Source organism: Bacillus sp. B4EP4a, assembly GCF_006680105.1.
GTDB classification, from domain to species: Bacteria; Bacillota; Bacilli; order Bacillales; family DSM-1321; genus Peribacillus; species Peribacillus simplex_E.
Genome location: NZ_VHIK01000027.1, coordinates 74774 through 97006, shown reverse-complemented (window position 1 = coordinate 97006; position 22233 = coordinate 74774). Strand labels below are relative to the sequence as shown.

Here is a 22233-nt window from a genome sequence, read left to right as displayed (position 1 = left end):
GACATGATTTGTAAATGATCAGGAATGGACACCCCTATATCCAAACAAAAAAAGGTCGAAGCACATCAATTTAGCTGAAAGATGTGCTTCGACCTCTATTATTGGTTTGACGGGATTTTTTTGAAATAACAGCTCTTTTAATACACCCTCATTTTCAAAGGTCAAACAAGATTCCGCCTCCACTTTGTTCCCTAATCTTATAGTTGAGCGAATTCAGGTTCCGCAACTTTTACAAGCTGTTTACCGAGGTTCGTTCCTTTAAACAAACCTAAAAAGGCATCAGGTGTGTTTTCGAACCCTTCAATAATCGTTTCTTCATACTTCAGCTTTCCTTCTTGAAGCCACTTACCTAAATCCGTAGCCCCCTCTTGGAATCTAGCGGCATAATTTCCAACTGTGAAACCTTTCATAAGGGCACTCGTTTTAATCATCGCCGATTGGAGACGCGGCCCTAGATCTTTCCCTTCTGCATTATACGAGGAAATCGCTCCGCATAATGGAATTCGGGCATTCGCATTCAAAAGTGTGAAAACAGCATCGGACACCTCGCCGCCCACATTATCGAAATAAACATCGACTCCATCGGGAACAGAATTAGCTAAATCTGTCTTAAAACTATCTCTTTTATAATTTACGGCTCCATCAAATCCGAGCTCTTTCGTTAAGTACTCAAGTTTTTCATCTGAACCGGCGATGCCAACAACCTTCGCACCTTTAATCTTAGCAATTTGTCCGACTACTGAACCAACTGCTCCAGCCGCTCCTGAAACCACTACAGTTTCACCTTCTTGAGGTTTACCAATATCAAGCAAGCCAAAGTAAGCAGTTAAACCGGTCATTCCAAGAATCCCCAAATGAGTTGTGACCGGAGCCACCTTGGGATCAATCACGCGGATTTCCTTTTCGGTGACAACTGTGTATTCTGCCCAGTCGATATTCCCAACAACGACATCCCCTTTTTTGAAGGAATTCGATTTGGACTCAACAACTTCAGCAACCACTCCACCTGTGATAACCTTATTCAATTCAAATGGAGCAATATATGATTTGGTATCTTGCATTCTGCCACGCATGTATGGATCGACAGATAAATATAGTGTACGTACTAAAATTTCATTATCCTTTGGTGTGGGAACTTCACTCTCAACAAAGTTAAAATCCCCTTTTGAAGGCATACCTTTTGGACGATTTGCCAGGGTGATCATTTGTTGTTTGGTTTGTGTCATCATTGTTCCTCCTTGGTTTTGAATACGTAATTTCGAAAAGAAGCGTATCACCGATGAAGTTCTTAGGTCAAAGAATATGATTGGCTATTGCTTCCATAACACTCTTTATGTAGCCTTTCCTGAAAATCCTGAACTTGCTACGACCTATTATGTCCCATGTTTTTCATTCATATAAAGGTCATCAGGAAATGGCTTTGTTACCTTCAATATTCATTTTAAGAATAAATAATGTACGTGGACTTCTACCATATGCGGCTCGCTCCCCCAAAAAAATTTAACGGCCTTTCCCCGTTTGGATACCGTGAAAAGGCCGCAGCTTGAAATACACTATTTTTTCTGTCTGCTTGGCAAATGTTCAATCTTAGCAGCTACTTTTTTCATCTTATCTATATTCCCGATTCAAAACGTCGGCCTGGACAGTTTGTACTGAAATCATCGAGACTATGTTCGCCCTTGAAAAATCTTTGCAAGCATATATGAACTTGGTTTTATGGATAGTCTACATCAATTTTGAAATAAACATCGTTGCAATTCCAAAGTAAATAAGTAACGAAAGTATATCATTCAGTGTTGTAATTAGCGGACCAGAGGCAACGGCAGGATCGATGTTGAATTTATATAATATTAAAGGAATAATGGTCCCAGCTAATGTCCCGATAATTAGGGTCATCACTAACGAACTTCCAACCACTAATCCCAGAATGGGATTTCCCTGCCAAACATAAGCTATGATGGAAATTAATATTCCACAGGTAATTCCTATTATCAATCCAACTTTCAGTTCCCGTATAATAAGTCGGGTTACAACACCTTTATCCGTATCACTAGTGATTAGGCCTCTTACAACAACAGCTAAAGATTGAGTACCTGTATTTCCAGTCATCCCTGCGATCATCGGCATAAAGAAAGCAAGTGCAACAACTTTGGACAATGTTTCTTCAAAACCGCTTATAATGGTTCCGGACACTAAGCCGATAAATAAAAGTAAAATAAGCCAGGGTAGCCGACGATATGCGGCCACGTGCGCCTTCGTGTCAAAGTCTATAGCTTTACCGGAAGCCGATAATTTTTCAATATCTTCATTCGCTTCCTTAATGACAACATCAATAATATCATCGACGGTTACAATTCCTAATAACTCATTATTTTTTTCAACTACAGGAATTGCTAAAAAATCATATCGCTCAATAACACGAGCTACCTCTTCTTGGTCTTCATAAGCAGATACGGAGATAACCCGGCTATACATAATATCTTGAATTTTTTCAGATTCATCATTTATTATTAAATCCCGATATGAGACGACACCTACTAATTTTTTATCATTATCTATTACATAAAGATAGTTGATCGTTTCCGAAAACTCCGCAAAGATTTTCAGTTTTTCAACTGATTCTCGAACCGTATAATGTTGGGGGATCCATACAAAACGGTTTGTCATTATTCGCCCGGCCGTTTCAGGGGGATAATTCATGATATTTTGAACGATTTTTGATTCTTCTTGTTTCATGCCTGAAAGAAGTTCTTCGATTTTTCCAGGGGATAGATCCTCTAACAATGAAGCTAGATCATCATTATCCATTAGATCCATTACATGGCCGGATTTCTCTATCCCTAATTTACTAAGAATTTTTAATTGATGCACTTTCTCAACTTCTTGAATCAGTTCAGCGATTTGTTCAGAATCAAGTAACAACAAGAAACGTGTATGGTGTTTTTCTGGCAGCCCCTCAAAAATTCGCGCAATGTCATATGGTTGGAGTTCTTCTAATATTGCTTGAAATTCTTTCTTTTTTCCTTCTTTTAAAATTTTTATGATTTGTAAAGTTATTTGATCTTCCGTCAGGATTCTTATCATTTCGTCACTCACTCCTTTTTAGGGGAGCCAAAAAATATTTCCCTTAAATATTAAGAGTAAAAAATATTATTATCCCCTTCCAAAATCTTTGTGTTCATTCAATTTTCATTAAGCTTCAAATATATCGTCGTGAATAGTTCCCCACTATCCTCACCTCCAGGAAAAAAATAAAAACACCTCCATTACAAATGAAGGTGTTAAATACGGTTTATATGCGTACATTGTCTGGATGACAAATACAAACAGCCGTATATGACTGAATGACAAATACAAGCATAAATCCAGTTCCTCCATTCGTAGAGCTTTAGCACTGTGTGGCATAGGACAAAGCCAGCTACATTAAAAACCACCTTATGTCGATGGTTTCTGTTGACCCATTGGCGTCTTTCGACATTTTTGGGCAGTAGCGTATCTCCTACACAGGAGCCTCACCTAACGAGGATATTTAATTTACAAATCCACTCTAAAAGAGTTTCTTTTAGATGTCAATGTTTGATTCAAATAATTCTAATTTTGACCTAATATCCTACCTTTAAAAGAGGACCATGAGAACCACACCGACTTAAGCACTCCCGATTAAGACTGATTGAATGTCTCTTCGATATTTTTTTAAAACGTCCCACATTGCCACCATATTTAAAAGGATTCACCGGAAAAATAAACACCATTTTAAGGGAAAATATTGGAATTATATATTAAAACTTACTTATAATGAAGGCGGATATGAATGACTGAAACAAAAAAACACGTTACATGTTCTAATAATAAATATCTTTTTATCTCTAATTATTAAAGAAAGGAAATGGCTCAAATGAAAAGACCTTTGGCGATTATATGTATTATCGTAAGTGCTTTTGTATTAATGGTAGGTTGCAGAACCGAGGACGCGGTACAGGTGGAAGAGAAATCGAAGGAAGTGAGCTCATTGAAAGCTATTGAAGGCAGGTGGGAGGGAGATATTAAGATTCCAAATCAACCGCTTCCAATCATTGTTCATTTTACGAACAAAGATGGAACGATAAGCATTCCTGTACAAGGGTTGAACGAATTCCCCTTAACAAGTGTAAAGTTAAGTAAATCAGACTTGTTTTTTGATATGGAAATCCAAAATCAGAAAATAACGTTTGATGGGAAAGTAGATCAGGAAAGGATTTCAGGAACATTTGTTCAAAATGGGCAAGCGTTCCCCTTTGAATTGCTTAAGAAATCCAATCAGGCAGTTGAAGAGAAAGAATCGGGTGAAATCGTGCAGGCCGACTTAAAGAACGGAACCATTAAAGGCCTTTTGGAAACACCAAAAAATGAAGGGCCTTTTCCTGTGATGATTATAATTGCGGGTTCTGGTCCGACCGATAAAGATGGTAACACCATTGCAAATCCAGGAAAAAATAATAGTTTAAAAATGTTAGCCGAGAGTCTTGCAGAAAAAGGTATCGCAAGCATTAGGTATGATAAACGCGGAATTGGTGAAAATATGCAATTGGCAGGAAAAGAAAAGGACCTGAGATTTGAACAATATATTGATGATGCAGTTGCTTGGGCTCAATTTGCCAAAAAGGACGGCCGTTTTTCCAAAGTTGGCATCATCGGCCATAGTGAAGGCTCTTTAATCGGGATGGCAGCCGCAAAGAAAACAGAAACAGACATATTCATTTCATTAGCGGGTGCAGGCGAGCCCATTGACCAAGTACTCATTAAACAGCTTGAAGAGCAACTGACACCGACATTATTAACGGAATCCAAAGATATACTGGCAAAGCTAAAACAAGGAAAACAAGTCGGGACTGTCAGTGCTGATTTGCAAAGTGTATTCCGACCTTCTGTTCAACCTTACATGATTTCATGGATTCAATATAACCCGATAGAATTAGTAAAGGAACTGAATATCCCTGTTCTAATCGTAAACGGTAATAGAGATATTCAAGTGCCGGCAACTAACGCAAAAGCGTTACATAAAGAAAAAAGCGATTCTGAATTACTTATCCTTGAAAAGATGAATCATGTATTGAAAGAAGCCCCTACAGATCGAAAGGGAAATTTAGCAACCTATACAAATCCTGAACTACCATTATCCCCTGGATTGGTGAATGGAATCATTGAATTTTTAAACAAAAATGACATCACAAGTAATGACGGTCATAAAAATAACTATTGAGAATTGTGTCTCCCCCAGGTTCAGGTGACTGGGTTGTTGTTGGCATTCATAATGATCCCATAGGCGTTGATATAGAAGAAGTCAAAAATGTTAACATCTATGAAATTAACAAAAGTACTTTTAGCAGTAAAGAATTTAGGTATTTAATTACATCACCCAAACTAAAGAAATTGAAATTTGTGGACGCTGAACGAAAGCTGGTTATAGTGTATAGGCTCAGTTTTTTTGGTTTCCCCAAATACTTTTTAAATCATGAATAGGAGTAATCAATATAGTTAAGAAAGACCAACAAGGGAATTCTTAAAACTAAAAACAAAAGGCAGAATCAATCTGCCTTTTGTTTTTTATATTTTCACCGAGATATTCTGTCCCACTTTTAAATCATATGCTAATAATCTTTTTTGAAAGAGCATGAAAAATAAAAAGGCGCTTATTAAGGAAGAAAAAAGCAGCAACCAAAAGCTCCCTCATGTCGAATTAATGTACAAGTGCTAGTACCTGTGGAGCAAATATTCGACTGGCCCTTCATATAAAGTACATACCAAAATCAGTTTTTGTCATTCCAAAAATAGCACGTAAAATATATTCTATCGAGGTAATTCCCGGAAATATTATCCACTTAAAATGGCCCTCCTGACGATATTCACCAGTTTGGAATTGGTGAACGACTCTTTTTCAACAAAATCTTACTTTCAGAAAAACAATGGTAGGTAATCTAACAAAGAGGAAGATTTTGTATAAAATCATTAGTATAATTGATGAAATTACAATAAGAAAGGAAAGATCTCTATGAAGATGTTTATACATGCTTTTAAAAGAAACACCACATGTATCCTTGAAATCATTTATCTGTATATACTGTTCTTTTTTTCAGAGCTACAATCTACTACTGCAAGTATATTAAAAATAAAGTAGCGATTTATGTAATTTAAACCTCTTGAATGAACTTATGATAAAAGATCCTCTAGTTCCAACATTCCCAAACGATTATTTTATTTTATCTCCATAATCAGAACTTTCAATAGTCAAAACGACTTTTTTAAACGCTTTGTCTGTGTAAGATCCCTCAAGGGCGAAATGATAATTCCCTTTGCTCGTTCCAGATCGATAGCATGGAGGTCTGACAGCGTTTGAAGAATTTGACTCAGCCTTCTGTGACTCTATTCTAACCAACCTGACTTCAAATGCAGCTCAGGCCCTTTTTTCAATGGGTAGTAATAATTTTTTATCATCCTTACTGATGAGCTATCACTTACTGGCCTTGAGATGCAGTGTGGAAGAAGTGCGTTTCCTCACTGGATCTCAAGGTTAATGTTTTTTTCTTGTTGTACGTCAAAATATTTTTATCACATGCCTATATCCTGAAAGGCAATTTTCGGTTTTTATCTTTGAAACAATGGTTTGAATATCACTTGAATTAGATGTTCTTTTCAAGTGAAAACATAAGTTCACCAAAAAGGGACAAACTGTATTTGAAAAAAGAAAGGAGATGTGAGACATGACAAAAAAATTCAATAAAGGCAGCCGTAATCAAAATTCACCGCAATTACACGGGCAAGCTCCTGTTAGTGGGGACAACAGTAAAGGAAATAAAAGAAATAAAGATCAAAGTTCCAAAACAGAGTAATAATGAAACAAACCGGCCATATTCAGACCGGTTTGTTCCTTTTGTAGCCAAAAAGTCCAATTCATTATCGACGATATCCCGACTGTAAATAGAGTCCTACAAAACTTTCCCCAGAAAAGAGGTCATTCGTTTTTCATTATCATATCGGAAGTGAAAATAAGTTAGCTATTTGATTCTTTTTGTATCTGAACCTTGTGCCCTTCCGTTGTCGTCTCCAAACTATCGGTACCTTGATGAGTATAATTAATGTTTTTTGTCATAAGGCTTACCACCACCAAGACTACAATATTGATAAATAGGGCAATAATTCCTACATTCAAGTCTTTAATTGCTTGAGGAAGATAAGGAAATAGTTGACTGATTTTTATGTTCCCCAGTTCCATAATAGAGACTAGCACTCCTCCTGTTATTATCCCGGCAAATGCTCCATGTTTGGTTACAAAATTCTTTCTCATCAAACTTGCGAAAAAGGCAGGAGCAAGTTGTGTGATGAAATTATAGGCGATTAATGCGAGACTAAAGAGGGTGTTTCCACCTTTAAAGGTCAAGTAAATCCCTACGAGAGAAATAATGGGAACCAAGTATTTTACCAGTTTTGCTATTTGATTTTCCGTTGCTGATGGAGTGAATACGCTATATACATTTTTTGCAAGCAATGTTGATATTGACATTAACAGCATGGAACTTGGGACTAGAGCGGCTAACACGCCTGTACCACCGATTAAGCCCACAAACCATGGATCAAAATCCTGTTTAGAAAGCTGCAGCAAGATAAGATCGGCGTCGCCGCCTTTTAATCCAGGCATCTGTAAGATCGCTGCAAACCCGACAAAAAAGGCAAACAATAAAATCAATTGATACATTGGCATTAGGATGGCATTTTTCCTTAAGGCTTTTTCGCTAGATGCAGCATAAATAGGTGAAAACCCGTGCGGCCACATATAAAATCCAATAGAGCTTAATACAACAGTGGATATATACCACGAAACGCTCATTCCCTGATTTGGAAGTATGGTATAGTTCGGCTTTGCCTGTTCAATGGCCTCAAACATAGGTTGGAGCCCGCCGTAATAATGAAGTGGGAAATAAACTCCTAAAAATACGACAATGCCAAGAATCAGAATATCCTTCAAAATAGCTGTCCTGGCAGAACCGTGAATACCGGAAACCATTACAAAAATGGTAACGCCAATTGCTCCGACCCAAATGGCTGCTGTAGAAGAGATTGCCCCATATGATGTTGCTGAAACGATATATCCTAACCCCTTCAATTGCAGGACTAAGTAGCAAGTACAAGCTATAACACCTATTACAGCAACAAGCACACCTAGATAAGGACTTTGATATTTTTTCACAAAAAAATCTGATTGGGAAACTAATTGGTGTTTCTTTGCATACTTCCAGATAGCAGGAAATGTCCAATAGGAGATCACTGTAGCCAGACAGCCATATGTCACGATGCTAAATATGGAGCCTCCTTCCCCATAAGCCGAACCACTTGCACCTAAAAAGGTAAAGGTAGTATACATTTCACCTGCGGACAAGAGGAAAATCAATAGGGCTCCCATCCCGCGTCCTCCAACCGACCATTGTTCCAAGTTCATTTCTTTCCCTTTTTTAGCTTGGATACCGATCAAAACAGAAATGACGAAAAAAAACAGGATAAAAAAAACGGCAATATTCATCTTGAATCTCCCTTCTGATTAGCAGGATCCAGTAGATAAATAATCCCCATTATACCTGTGGTCAGCACAGACCAGAGTACAATCCAAAAATGAAAAAATGGCATTCCCAGAACATAGGGAGTTACTTTATTTGTAAACAAAGCGCCTACAATAAAGCCAAGAAACGGGACAATTCCGAGCCAATATATTTTTTTCAAACTCTTAACCCCCTAGTATGTTAGATTTAACATTTTCAAAGTCCCATGAACAAATAACTTCACCCCATATTGTAAAGCCTGTTCATCGACTGTGAATTTGGGATGATGGTGAGGATAAATAATCCCTTTTTCTTCATTACGAGCTCCTATTACAATATAAGATCCCGGAACTACTTTTTGAAAAGCAGAGAAGTCTTCACTTCCCATAATTGGCTTTAAAATCTCCCGGCTTCCTTCACCAAATACTCCACAGATCGTTTCGTCCATCAATCGGGTAACTTCTTCATCATTAATGGTAGGGGCATAACCAAACTGATAATCGAATTCATAAGTAGCTCCATGTGCTTCCGTAATCCCTTTTACTATGCGTTCGATAAAGGTTGGAACGTTTTCCCTCAGTTCCGGATTGAAGCTTCGAACTGATCCACCAATGCTTACCTTACTTGGAATGACATTAATCGCACTTCCCGCATGGAACTGGGTCACTGAAATCACAAGGGCTTCCTGGGCATCTCGATACCTCGAAACAATGTGCTGGAGATTCGATACAACCTGAGTTCCAATCGCTATGGGATCGACGGTAAGTTCAGGCTGCGAGGCGTGCCCCCCTTTACCAACCACGGTAATGTTAAAAGTATCAGCTCCAGCCATCACCGGACCGTAACCCAAACCAATTTTCCCTAAAGGAAGAGTCGACAAGAGATGGGCGCCAATGATCATATCCACCCCATCCAGCACACCGGCTCTCACCATTTCTTGAGCCCCACCGGGCGGAAGTTCCTCAGCATGTTGAAATAAAAAGCGCACCTCCCCTTTAATTTGATCCTTTAACTTTGTAAGAATTTTTGCTGTGCCAAGCAGTATCGCCGTATGCCCATCATGTCCGCAAGCATGCATAACTCCTGAATTCTGTGACACAAAGTCAAAATCATTCTCTTCTTCAATTGGAAGCGCATCCATATCTGCCCGCAGTGCAATAACCTTCCCAGGCTGCTGACCGATCAAACGAGCCATAATACTCGTCTTTGTCGGACGTGAAATTTCCAATTCACCAAAAGTTTGCAGCTTTTCATAAACAAATTGTGCTGTTTTTTCCTCCTGAAAAGAAAGCTCCGGATACTTATGTAAATACCTTCTCCAAGCAACCACTTCATCTTTAACAGCCTCGATCAAATCATGAATCATTATCGTTTGAGACACCAACTACAACCCCTTTTTCATTCAATTTACATAACAGCCCTTAATTTAGGATAGTTTAAGGAAAAAATTCCTTAAATAGAGTATAATCTCCCTCGGTTTTTATTTCAATATTTTTTGAAAATTCTAAACCGTTTCCAAACCTCATCTAGTTGCCAAGTTTTACAAAAATTTGAAACGCAGCATAAAGCAGAAAGGCACCCCAATTATGGGTCCCTCAGTTTGTAGGTTCTATCTAACTGTTAAAACAAAGTTGATTGAAAACTGAAGGTGCTTGACTCCTGCATAGAAAAGCGTGTCCATAGGAGAACCCACAGGCGCGAAGGCGCCGAGGACGGACCGCCCGCGGAAAGCGAGTTCCCTACGTTCCAATCAACGTTCGCATTTTCACGAACCCTCAAAAAAAACTGTAGACAAACTCAATTTTCATCGAGTTTGTCTACAGTCTAAAGCACCCCAAATATGGGTGCCTGTAATTTATAATAATCGATAAATTTTACTCGGCCTTCCACGAGTGGCGTTAGCCTCTTCCCCAATGCATTGTGCCAAATCAACTTCGCACATATCTGCAACAATTCGCCGTACATTGCGCTCTGTCATTTCAAGATGTGTCGCTAAATCCTTTGTAGTAAATTCACTCCAGCCCATTCTTTGAACGAGAGCCGATATTTTCTTATACGTTTTAACACTGATATTTCCGTTTTTCAACTTTTCTATAAGAGGTTTATTGTGGGAACGGGTATCATATTGCAATTCTTTCTTTTTGCCTGGTGATTCGATAATTTTCCCATCATCTTGAATAATTACAATTTCACGCTTTTTCATCTCTTTCGAGTGTTGAATAGCCCGAAAAGCATTGACTTCCGCTGAATAGGCAGTCTCGCCGAAGCCAATTCCAACGGTAACGGGTGTATCTGCTTCAAAGGCCAATTTTTGAATGGTATCTTCGAGCGTAATGATTTCTCGTTCAATTGCGCCGCGAGAACTAAAAATCATGTACCTTCCATTCCCTTTCTCTGAAAAGGAACCATTTATTTTTTCTCCAAGCTGAATCAACATTTCTTTTAGGCGAAGCTCCAAGTACTGTAAATGATATGGAGTTTTCATTTCCTCTGCCACTTTGTTAAAATATTCGACTTCAATGATTTCAACTCCGATTTGTGTACCCTTAAAGTAGGATGTCTTTACTTTCTCAGAAAGAATTCGAAGCGTTTGCCGCACTTCCATCTTACTCATCGACATACGATAGGCTGGAATGCCATATTCCCTTAAAGCTTCACACACGGATGGAAAACAGGAAAAAGCTCCTTCTGTCTTTCCCGTGTTCCATAAATCCAAGTGAAAATGTACCAATTCATCCGTATCAACATCTGTCTTAAACACTTTCGTATAAATCTTTTTGGTTTTTATATTCAACTGTGACAAAGCTTCTTCGCTAATATTATTTGAGGACATAGTATCAATACTTAGATGCTCAATGATTTTCCCTTGTTCGTAGATCATCTCTAAAAAGGATTTATAAAAACCTGATTCCGTGGCTGGAACATGGACCATTATTTTATCTGTGCCTAGTGTTTTGTTGGCGATTTCATAGGGAAGTGGACCAGAAAAAAGCCATGCATGTACGTTAGAATCATGTTCCTTTACAATTTCCTCTACCTCTTCGGTATTTACATAGGGAAAAGAGATGAATTCCAACTCATGTTTATATTCTTCTGCCAAGTCTAATATCTGTTCTATAGAAGTTTTTAGACCGACCAGTCCGATTTTATACATCCTGTATTCGACTTCCTTTATCATCTGTAATATATTCATTGTTCTTTATAGAATATCCTAGTTTAACATAATTCACATTATCGTAAGTTCTAATTCTTCTGTTGTTTTTCCATAATTCATTCATTTTATCTAACTTTTATTTAATTTGTATTAGAGTTCTGTTTATTAGTTTGGTTTGTTACTCTTGATCGTATAAATAAACCAAGAGAAATGAAAAATAACAGTAGCAAAAAGAAAAGAATGATAGAAATGGTATTTATAGCTGTAAAAACATACCTAACAACACCAACATTTCCCTTTTACACCATTTTATCATGCGATATGAAAGAAAAATACCTTGTATACGTTATTCATGTGAGGTTTACAAAACACCCTCGTTTATACACCATTGATAAATCAACGTTTACGCATCTCAAGCGCACCTAAATGGCTGCGTAAGGGGATATTTATGCAAATCTTATTCAATAAAATGCTTCAATTGTTGAACAAAGAGCAAACAGCACTCTTTAACTATCCTCCCTCAATATTGAAAGTAACTTTTCACTCAATTTATCTTCTTAGAATACTTTAAATACTCATGATTTTCTTAGTACAGATAACATTAAAATGTGCGCGCTACCTCTTGTACGAAAAAACTATCATCATTTGTTCCTCACGTTCGTAATAAACTGATGATAGCTACACTGTTAAAATACCTTTAAAAATCCTTACTAGAAGTTTAAAAGATTGATTTCTCATAAATAGATTGAAAAATTTGATCACCTGTTGGTTATTACGATAACCTATTTGGCCTAAAAAAGAAGAACATTCATGTTAACGGGAGGAAGAAGGATGCATCACAACGATTGGAAAAGGAAATGGAACGGATTTTCCAAGACGTTTCCGTATTCTCTTTTAGATGTAAAAGATGAATTAAAGAAAAAAGGTAAAAAACAGACTTCTGTTAAAACGTGGGAGTTAACGGGAGAAGAGACAATGTTAATACATGAAATAAAAGAACGAACAAGACAACACAACAATAATAATGTGACACGAACTCATGCCTATTTTCAGTTTTACCTCCGTTACCCAGAAATACACTGGGCACTACTTGGACATATGGTATCGCGTAATGGCGGTTGGAATATGACGGATTTAAAAGGGGATTTATATACAAGACTATTGTCGGAAAAAGATCAACTTATCTTCTTTTCTTTTTTGGAACGAGGGAACTGGTTAATCTTCCAAGATGTGTACCCACAATTTTTGTTGTATGAACAAAGTGTCAAAAGATCAAAAAGACTGTTTCATCTTCTACCTTTTTTCAATGTATCAACGTTTATGGAAACGTTGTGGAACCATTTTTGGAGAACAGGCGACCAGTATATATTAGCCATTGCCACTGTTATTAATGAACAAAGCTATTTAGAAAAAAGGGTCATTCAAAATGCCCATTTTAAAAAGACCGTACTAAATAGTATTGGATTCAAAATTTATGATTTTTTTCGCTTTAATCACATTCTTTTTCCATACTATAAGGATGAGACCAAACAAGAAACATTACTAGTCGGGAATACAATGAAGCATTTCACCTCCCTTCATGAGCGAATATTGCTGGGCAAGCGATTATACTCACTGCTGTTTAGCCGTGAGAACATCTTATCAGGAGTAGTAGATTGGGCTCATGATCATCCACATACCGGTTCGCGAAAAGACTACTGGCCGCATTTGTTTAATGATGTAAACGAATCATTCTCCCGTGCATTTTATAAACGTCGAACAAAAAAATGCCAATTAAGAAAAGGTGCGGATCGTTTATACAGTCCTCGATTAATATACACATGGAAAGATCTTAATCATGAGGAGGAGGAAAGCAAAGACTGGTTTGAAGACTGGCACATCATGGACTACTTAATCGATAAGGGAGAAAATATAGATGGGGAGATTTATGATGAATACTGCACAACGCTTGAAAAAATTGAACTTGCCATTCTGGCAAAAAAAAACGTCCTACTCCGAGAAGAAGCAGAATATGAGTAACCATCGGGCTTTTGTAGCCACAATAATTTTCTCTTGTTTCATCGGAACGTATTTAGACTTACTGTTTGTAGGTAAACAAATGTATTCCTTTCCGGCAAGACCATTCCCAGATATATTTACAATCAATGTCGCTTTTACATTATTGATATTGCCAATCTTTACTACGCTCTTTTTATGGATCGCTAAAGCGTTGACTGAATTATCAAGAATACTGTTTATCGTTTTGATTGGACTTTGTATAAGTGTTTCCGAATCGTTTTCGGAGAATTTAGGATTGTTTACTCATAGCGAAGCATGGCAACATTCTTATTCCCTTTTCGGATACATGATCTTCATGCTCATTATTTGGAAATTTTATCGATGGTTTCAATAACAATCGACCGTGTTATAGGAATCTAACAAACAAACTTGCTAAATACGAAAAAGTACATGCCAATTTGGTGTTATGGATAAAAAAACAAAGGGGGTCACAAAAATTAAAATAAAATTTTTGTGACCCCCTTTGAAATATGCTAGGAGGGTTTCCCTTCTGGATTTGATGATTAAAGACTAAAATAGCTCACTACTTTTATAGATTTGCTTATGGAAAACCTTATAAAAACATTCCCGAAAATCTAGTTCTCAACTATTTTCGGCACTCATAGCCAAGATATAAAGTACATGATATATAATGCATCTAAATATAATGGCTGTGAAACGTAATTAGACCTTTTTGAGCTTTTTATTATTTGGGCTATCTCAATTCCTCTCTTTTTTAGCACATTTTAAGGAGTGAATGTATGAAAGAAATTGGCATCAAATCATATTTGTCTGTTGGAACTGTCAGTAACCCTGTTTATGATCCTAAAAGTAATAAGTTATTCTTTATTGCTGATTATTCTGGTTTACCGCAGGTTTGGGCAAAGGGTTTCGATATAAGTGAACCTACCCGAATTTCTTTTACTAATGAACGAATTACTTTTGTTAAATACTTAAACAGTTCATCACAACGCGGCCTATTCATCGGCATGGATGTCGGGGGTAATGAGAAGCAACAACTGTTTTTACTCAAGAGTGATGGTGTACTGATCCCGCTTACCAACTCACCTGACCATAAACATGAATATGGGGGTCTCTCACCTGATGGAAAATGGATAGCCTGGTCAAGCAATCGTCGACATTCTGCCTATTTCGATATCTATATTCAAAATGTCGAAACATTAGAAATACAAATGGTTTTGTCAAAGGATGGTCTCTATACCTCCATCATGTGGTCTCCTGATTGTAAATCGTTATTGATTCGGAAAACAAATTCCCAGTTGGATAACGATTTAGGTTTACTGAATCTTGGCACAGGAGAAATGACCTGGTTAACAGATCATCAGGGTGAAGCAAGCTATAAAAATCCTCATTTCAGCAAGGATGGAGATTATCTCTATTTATTAACAAATCAAGATAGAGAATTTTTTGGGCTCGCAATCATTGATCTTTCAACAAAACATATCACTTGGCTGGAGGTGGGACAGTGGGACTTTGAAGGCCTCGCTATGAGTAAAGATCATTCAAAGTTAGCTTTTTCAATTAATGAAGGAGGTATTTCAAGAGGCATTCTTTTAGATCTAAAATCAAGTGCCCTTTATACATGGAAAACACCAATGGGGGTGATAACTAGCTTAACATTTTCACCCGACAATCAAAAATTAGCCTATGTATTCAATGGGCCGGCCTATCCGTCTGATATATGGCAGGTTGACTTAAGGAAAATGAAGACAGAACGGCTTACTCAATCTCTTCAGACAAAGTTTTTGGAAAATAAATTAATTGAACCTATTCTTATTTCCTTTAAATCTTTTGACAATCTCCAAATACCTGCCTTTTACTTCAAGCCAAATACCCAATCAGAAAAAATTCCTGTTATTCTATATGTTCATGGGGGTCCAGAAAGCCAAATCCGTGCTGTTTTCAATCCAGTTCTGCAGTATTTCCTAAGCCTTGGCTATGCAGTAATTACTCCTAACGTACGCGGGAGTACAGGATATGGAAAAACATATACTCATCTTGATGATGTTCGTAAACGAATGGACTCCGTTAGAGATCTTGTTTCTTTAGTAGATTGGTTAAAGAAAGAAGGATGCGCTGATCCTAATAGAGTTGCCATTATGGGAGGGAGCTACGGAGGATTTATGGTTCTTGCAGCCATCTCTCACTATCCGGAATTATGGTCTGCTGCAATTGATCTCGTTGGGATTTCAAGTTTCAGAACTTTTCTTAAAAAAACCAGTCCGTGGCGACGCAAACTTCGCGAAGTTGAATATGGAACTATTGAAAAGGACGGAAACTTTTATGATCTGATTGATCCATTGAAACTAGCTGACCGGATTACCAGTCCGCTGATGGTACTTCACGGGTCTAATGACCCACGCGTCCCAATTGAAGAATCCGAACAAATCGTAAATAAATTAATAGCAAGAAATCACCCTGTAAAGTTTATCTGTTTTGAAAATGAAGGTCATTCCATCGTAAAACTAAATAATAAAATTACTGCCTATACGGCAATAGCACATTTCCTCAATCAATATATTGGTAAATAATATCCCAATGCGCCTTCTATACTTTGAAGGGTGATTAAAAGGAATTAGCGTACCGACTATAAGGAAATGTGGTTCTTAGTTTCTTTAAGAAAACAAAAGTCTCGTTTGATATGAGTAATAAAATTCATCCTATTTTATCATAATTTTTTTAAAAACTAACCTGCTCCATTTGTTGCATAAAAAAATGAGCTGATCATCATCACAGCTCTTTAACGAACGATTGCACCTGTTAGTTGATTAACGAATAAAAATATATTTATCTATTCGTGTGTTTGAAAAGCTAACTTTATTCCCAAACCAATGTAGACTATACCTCCGACTTTCCCAAACCAATTTGAACTGCTGTTAGATTTAACTAATAACTTGTTGCCAATTGTACTTGTTAGGAAAACTAAGAGAGTGATATACATTATGCTCATCAGTACAAATGTTAACCCAAGCATTAAAAGCTGAATTGTCACTGGGGAACCATCACTTTTTACAAACTGTGGTAAGAAAGCTAAGAAAAATAATGAAGTCTTAGGGTTTAGTAATTCAATTAACAAAGCCTGACGAAATGATAGATTATTATTCACTTTCTTAGTAATAGGTTTTTCAATTTTTTTTGATTTTTCAAGCAAAGCTCTTATTCCTAAATAAACTAAGTATGCTAAACCTAAATATTTAACAACTCCAAAAGCAAGTGTAGATGTCATTAATATCGCGAAAGTCCAACAACTGCCGCAAGAGTATGAATTAAGTCACCAACAGCAATACCCAAGCCTGTGATAATTCTATTCTTTTTTCCACCTTTAATAAATTGAATTCTTTATTGCACTATCCTGACACTTTAGTTGAACAAGGGTATTTTTTCTCTAATTAGAATGTAACGAACGTACATTCAAAAGTTCATATAATGGATCTTATAAGCTGGAGTTTAGAAGGATCTTTTTAATTGGAGGATTCTTTTATATGCTTATTGAGGTACCACCACATGCCCATCAAGCTAAGAAAATAGGACACCTCCAAAACGATAAAATGAGCTTCTTTGTTACAAGAAAGCCCCAAATTTTGTTCTGAGGGTATTCTAAATTGTTAACTTGATGGCAATGTTATGCTACCCCAAGGAGAGTTAATTAAGGGAAATACTCAAAACTTTCCTCGGTAATCAAATTGCATTTTCGTGTATATCAAGAATGTCGAGATATTACTTCTTTAACATATAAATTTTACGAGGTCTTCCCCGAGGTGATTGAAGTTCTTCTCCTTTGTACTCCACTAAACCGCTTTCACTCAAACTACTCATAATTCTCTGGGCATTTCGGACGGTCATGGATAAATGAGAAGCTAAGTCTGAGGAAGTGAAGCCGTCCCAGCCCATACGATCAACCAATGCTTCTATCTTTTTATACGTTTTTACACTAATGTTAGCCTGATTCAATTTATCTAGCAGTTCTTTATCATTAGAACGGAAGGTATATGCCAATTGTTCTTCTTGACCTACGGATTCAATCATTACACCATCTTCTTGGATAACAACAATGCCGGAACTGTCTTGCTTCTTCGAATGACGGATCGCCTTGCGGGCATTGATTTCTGCTGATGCAGCCGTCTCACCAAAACCAATACCCACTGCAACTGAGACATCCATATCAAGGGCCAGTAATTGAACAGTACTTTGCAAGCTGCCAATTTCCCGTTCAATTGCCTTGCGTGAACTAAATATTTGATAGCGGCCGTTTCCATTTTCTATGAGGGATCCATCTAATTTTTCACAAAATGAAAGCAATGTTTGTTTAATTTTCAGCTCCAAATGCTGAAGATGATAACGAATATTAACCTCGTCCACAAATTGATCAAACTGATCAATTTCAATAATCTCTACACCTATCTGACTATCTTTAAAATAGGTGCTTTTTGCTTTTTCAATCAAAATCTTGACCGCTTGTCGAATTTCCATCTTTGTCATATTTATTTTGTAGACAGCAACATTTTCTTTCTTCAAGGCCTCATATACAGATTGTAAAACGGTTAGGACAGCATGTATCTCCCCTTCCCTCCACAACTGAAGATGAAATTGAACAATTTCTTGATAATCATATTGTTCATCAAATGTTTTTACATAAATATGTTCGGTGGAAATCCCTAGCTCTTGCAGCGACTCATGCAAAAAAAAGTCTTCCAATCGAATCATATCGATGGATAATTTATCGAAAAAATGTTTTTGATCTGCAGACATTTGTAATAAACATCTATATAAACTAGATCCTACAGGAGGACAATATGTAAAATTGGCCTCTGAATCCAACATTCCTTTTGCTATTCTATAAGGAACTGGTCCAGAGAAAAACCAACCATTTACAGTACTTTGGTGATTTTTTATAATGTCCGTTACCTCACGTGCATCTTCATATGGAAAATCAATAAAATCTATTTCATGTTCAAATTCATTAGTAACATCCCGAATTTTCTTTATAGATGAAAGTGGACCTACAACCCCAATTTTATACAAGTTTATTTCACCCCTACATCATACTATTAGTTTTATTATATCAAAATAACCAACCCTAACAGGGAATAAAAAATGAGATCCAAATATAAAAGCATGTAAAGCACCGTTTGACATAAATAAACGGTGCTGCTTAATATGGTTTCTTATCTTTCGTGAGTTCAAGAGTGGCAGGACTTATTGATTCAAAGGTTTCGAATCCCATTGTTCATTTAACAATAATTACCAGAAAATATTTTCCCTTTTTTCTGAAAATTTTATTGAAATAGATTATTCTTAATTATATAATACATTTAACGAAAATAGCGTTAAATATTCGTTAAATAAAAATCAGTATATTGGAAGGAATTAATGAAGTTCACAAAGGATGAAAGACGGTAATTTGAGTTTAAGGCATGTTTAGAGAAAAAGTTTATAAATGGAATGGTGCAAAACGCACAAACTACAAATGGAAGAAGGTTTAGGAGGAGAATGTAATGGAACAAAAAGTAATCAAAGATACAACTAATCTTCAAAATCATAAAACGGGTGGTTTTTTCAATCGAGTAGAGCGAATAGGAAACAAGATCCCCCACCCCTTTATCTTATTTATTTATATGATTGCCTTTTTATTTGTTGTAACCGCTCTCTTATCAGTTTTCCATGTTTCGGCATCGGACCCCATAAGTGGAGAGAAAGTGGAAGTTCAAAACCTCTTAAGCCGTGAAGGCATCCAATGGATTTTGCCGAATATGATTAAAAACTTTTCCGGCTTTTTACCACTGGGATCTATTTTAGCTCTTATGCTAGGGGTAGGTTTAGCAGAAAAAGTTGGATTGTTAGAAGTTTTGATTCGGAAAATGTCGTTAAAAGTCTCAGGGAAATACGCTAGTTATTTAGTTGTATTTGTTGCCTTTTTTAGTCATGTTTCTTCTGATGCTGCGCTTGTTATTATGCCTCCCCTTGGCGCTTTAATTTTCCTTGCTGTGGGACGTCACCCTGTTGCTGGGTTGCTCGCTGCCATCGCTGGGGTTGGTTCAGGTTTCACTGCCAACTTATTAATCGTCACAACAGATGTCTTGCTTTCAGGAATTAGTTCGGAAGTAGCGAAAGGCATGAATGCAAATTTGACCGTTAATGTTACTGATAACTGGTTCTTTATGGCGACTTCCGTTCTCGTACTCACGGTAGTTATATCCTTGATTACAGATAAATTTGTCGAGCCGCGCTTAGGAAAGTATGAAGGTGGCGGCCAGCATAAAAAATTGGAGCAATTAACGAAGCAACAAAACAAAGCACTCCTGGCTACAGGAATTTCAGCATTGATTTTTATAGCTGTTATGGCCGTTCTAGTCGTTCCAGAAGGAGCTCTATTGCGAAATCCAGAAACTGGAGCCATTCTCCCCTCTCCATTCATGTCTGGAATTGTCGCAATCATCTTACTCTTCTTTTTTACAGTTTCTATTACTTATGGAGTTAAGGTGGGAGCAATCAAGAAACAAAATGACATTCCAGAATTATTGGTGGACCCAATTAAAGGAATGGCCGGATTTATTATTATGGTTTTCCCGCTTTCCCAGTTTGTCGCTTGCTTTAACTGGAGTAATATGGGTAAATTTTTGGCTTTATCCATCACAGATCTCTTGGAACAGCTAAACATAGAAGGTGCACCTGTCCTAATTGGGCTAATGTTCTTATCTGGACTTCTTTCCATGTTCATTGCCAGCGGATCTGCAATATGGTCTATATTGGCACCCGTTTTTGTCCCAATGTTCATGGTATTAGGCTATCATCCTGCCTTCGCCCAAATGTTGTTCAGGGTAGCGGATTCATCTGTACTGCCATTGGCACCTGTATCTCCATTTGTCCCACTATTCTTAAGTTTCTTACAAGAGTATCGAAAAGATGCAAAACTAGGAACTTATTATTCTCTTATTTTGCCTTACCCGATTATCATCTTCATCATTTGGACGCTATTGGTAGTCGTTTGGTATTTCCTTGGCCTCCCAATTGGTCCCGGAGTATATCCGAAATTACCGTAATTTGAAAAAATCTCAAGTGCCCCGCATGCCCCTTATCCGACTTGAGGGGCTGGGCTGCTTGGTCTGGACACCAAATCGTATTATATGAATTATCATCAAATAAATTAGGAGTGAAACGAATTGGATATTATTTCTTTAAGACGTGATCTTCATCAACATCCAGAAGTTGGCTTTACGGAATTTCGAACTGCTTCAAAGGTAGTGGAAGCACTAACTTCTCTAAAATATAACGTGATATTTGGGAAAGATGCTTTAGATGGTGATTCTCGCCGTGGAGTCCCCCCTATAGAAGTATTAGAGGAAACATTTAATAGAGCATTACAAGATGGCGCCAATCCAGAAATCCTCCAAGAAATGGAGGGTGGATATACTGCCGTCATTGGTATATTAAAAGGAAAAACTGATGGCCCAACCGTAGCTTTCCGCTTTGATATGGATGCATTGCCTGTTACGGAAAGTACTGATTCTGACCACTTCCCGCAAATAAACGGTTTTCGTTCCAAATATGAAGGGAATATGCATGCCTGTGCACACGATGGCCATACAGCAATTGGCTTAGGACTTGCTGAAAAATTAGCTGATGGGAATTTCGCAGGAACGGTAAAACTTATTTTTCAACCAGCTGAAGAGGGAGTACGCGGTGCCTATTCAATGGTACAAAAAGGGATTTTGAATGATGTGGATTATTTATATTGTCTGCACCTTGGCACAGATGTCCCCCTAGGAGAATTTCATGGTGGTTCTTCCGGCTTTTTAGCAAGTACGAAAATGGCCGCCCATTTTCATGGGGTATCTTCTCATGCAGGTGCTTCTCCGGAAAAAGGGAAAAATGCATTGTTAGGAGCAGCCACCGCATTATTAAATATACATGCCATTCCAAGATTCAGTTCAGGTTCTACCCGCATAAATGTAGGTATTCTTAACGGAGGAACAGCCGCTAATATTATTCCAGCGCATGCAAAAATGGTCATTGAGACCCGGTCTGTATCCGAAGAAACAAATGCTGAAGTGGAGCAACGTGTTCGAAATATCGTGGCTCATAGTGCAGGTATGCATGAGCTTGAACATGAAATTGAAATTATAGGTCAAGCAATTACGATTCGTTGTGATCAAGAACTTGTCGAACTGGCCATGGAAGAAGCCAGGAATGTAGATGGTTTTTCAACAATCAAAGCATGCAGGGAATCCGGTTCTGCAGGTAGCGAAGATGCAAGTTTTATGATTCGAAGAGTACAGGATATTGGCGGGAAAGGGACATATATGATTATTGGGACTGATATTCCTGCACCACATCACCACCCTAAATTTGATATTCAAGAAGAAGTTTTACCAAGGAGTGCAGAACTTTTGAATCTAATTGCAAGACGCCTATTAAAATAATTCTTCAGAATATATATAGGAAGGAAAGAGTGTA

Annotated in this window: 15 protein-coding genes and 1 riboswitch; of the genes, 7 read left to right on the top strand and 8 right to left on the bottom strand. The window is 37.4% G+C overall.

The features are described from left to right. Nucleotides 1-197: 197 nt before the first annotated feature. Entirely contained in the window at nt 198-1226 is a 1029-nt protein-coding gene (locus tag FNK51_RS14450; protein WP_141993794.1) for an NADP-dependent oxidoreductase, read from the bottom strand. 499 nt (nt 1227-1725) lie between these two features. Next, the gene (gene mgtE, locus FNK51_RS14445) at nt 1726-3084 is read right to left on the bottom strand and encodes a magnesium transporter (protein ID WP_141993793.1); all 1359 of its coding nucleotides are present in this window, start codon (nt 3082-3084) and stop codon (nt 1726-1728) included. A 281-nt stretch (nt 3085-3365) separates the two neighbouring features. Next, nucleotides 3366-3531, bottom strand: a riboswitch (M-box (ykoK) riboswitch). A 364-nt stretch (nt 3532-3895) separates the two neighbouring features. On the opposite strand from mgtE, the gene FNK51_RS14440 reads away from it, so the two are divergent. Together FNK51_RS14440 and FNK51_RS27255 are read left to right on the top strand one after the other, a co-directional pair. Beyond that, nucleotides 3896-5239 (top strand): alpha/beta hydrolase family protein, encoded by a 1344-nt coding sequence (locus FNK51_RS14440; protein ID WP_141993792.1) that lies wholly within the window; start codon nt 3896-3898, stop codon nt 5237-5239. A 1498-nt stretch (nt 5240-6737) separates the two neighbouring features. Beyond that, entirely contained in the window at nt 6738-6866 is a 129-nt protein-coding gene (locus FNK51_RS27255) for a hypothetical protein (RefSeq protein ID WP_255256698.1), read from the top strand. A gap of 161 nt (nt 6867-7027) precedes the next feature. Here the strand turns inward: FNK51_RS27255 and FNK51_RS14435 are convergent, their stop codons facing one another. From FNK51_RS14435 to FNK51_RS14420, 4 genes are all read right to left on the bottom strand, one after another. After that, nucleotides 7028-8551: a sodium:solute symporter family protein gene (locus FNK51_RS14435; RefSeq protein WP_260398106.1), complete on the bottom strand. Its 1524-nt coding sequence runs from the start codon at nt 8549-8551 to the stop codon at nt 7028-7030. Next, nucleotides 8548-8748 (bottom strand): DUF3311 domain-containing protein, encoded by a 201-nt coding sequence (locus FNK51_RS14430; protein WP_098370916.1) that lies wholly within the window; start codon nt 8746-8748, stop codon nt 8548-8550. The genes FNK51_RS14435 and FNK51_RS14430 overlap by 4 nt, the downstream gene beginning before the upstream one ends. A 12-nt stretch (nt 8749-8760) precedes the next feature. Continuing rightward, nucleotides 8761-9933 carry a M20 family metallopeptidase gene (locus FNK51_RS14425; RefSeq protein ID WP_141993815.1) on the bottom strand — a complete coding sequence of 391 codons (1173 nt, stop codon included), beginning with the start codon at nt 9931-9933 and terminating at the stop codon, nt 8761-8763. 489 nt (nt 9934-10422) lie between these two features. After that, complete coding sequence (locus FNK51_RS14420) at nt 10423-11721, bottom strand: helix-turn-helix domain-containing protein (RefSeq protein ID WP_141993791.1); 1299 nt, start codon at nt 11719-11721, stop codon at nt 10423-10425. 831 nt (nt 11722-12552) lie between these two features. Between FNK51_RS14420 and FNK51_RS14415 the strand changes: the two genes are divergently transcribed. The 3 genes from FNK51_RS14415 to FNK51_RS14405 all read left to right on the top strand — a co-directional run bounded on the left by FNK51_RS14415 (nt 12553) and on the right by FNK51_RS14405 (nt 16310). Next, complete coding sequence (locus FNK51_RS14415) at nt 12553-13740, top strand: DUF2515 domain-containing protein (protein ID WP_141993790.1); 1188 nt, start codon at nt 12553-12555, stop codon at nt 13738-13740. Next, a complete protein-coding gene (locus FNK51_RS14410; RefSeq protein WP_260398105.1) occupies nt 13733-14113 on the top strand; it encodes a CBO0543 family protein in 381 nt (126 codons plus the stop codon). The genes FNK51_RS14415 and FNK51_RS14410 overlap by 8 nt, the downstream gene beginning before the upstream one ends. A gap of 406 nt (nt 14114-14519) precedes the next feature. Beyond that, a complete protein-coding gene (locus FNK51_RS14405) occupies nt 14520-16310 on the top strand; it encodes a S9 family peptidase (RefSeq protein WP_141993789.1) in 1791 nt (596 codons plus the stop codon). Nucleotides 16311-16570: 260 nt separating this feature from the next. On the opposite strand, the gene FNK51_RS14400 is transcribed toward FNK51_RS14405, so the two are convergent. Beyond that, nucleotides 16571-17005 (bottom strand): LysE family translocator, encoded by a 435-nt coding sequence (locus FNK51_RS14400; RefSeq protein ID WP_286178716.1) that lies wholly within the window; start codon nt 17003-17005, stop codon nt 16571-16573. A 491-nt stretch (nt 17006-17496) separates the two neighbouring features. Further along, nucleotides 17497-18801, bottom strand: coding sequence for a helix-turn-helix domain-containing protein (locus FNK51_RS14395; protein WP_098370911.1), 1305 nt, complete (start codon nt 18799-18801; stop codon nt 17497-17499). 473 nt (nt 18802-19274) lie between these two features. Here FNK51_RS14395 and FNK51_RS14390 point away from each other — a divergent pair, with 473 nt between their 5' ends. Together FNK51_RS14390 and FNK51_RS14385 are read left to right on the top strand one after the other, a co-directional pair. After that, nucleotides 19275-20819 carry an AbgT family transporter gene (locus FNK51_RS14390; RefSeq protein ID WP_141993788.1) on the top strand — a complete coding sequence of 515 codons (1545 nt, stop codon included), beginning with the start codon at nt 19275-19277 and terminating at the stop codon, nt 20817-20819. Between the two features lie 120 nt (nt 20820-20939). Beyond that, nucleotides 20940-22199 carry an amidohydrolase gene (locus FNK51_RS14385; protein WP_141993787.1) on the top strand — a complete coding sequence of 420 codons (1260 nt, stop codon included), beginning with the start codon at nt 20940-20942 and terminating at the stop codon, nt 22197-22199. Nucleotides 22200-22233 lie beyond the last annotated feature (34 nt).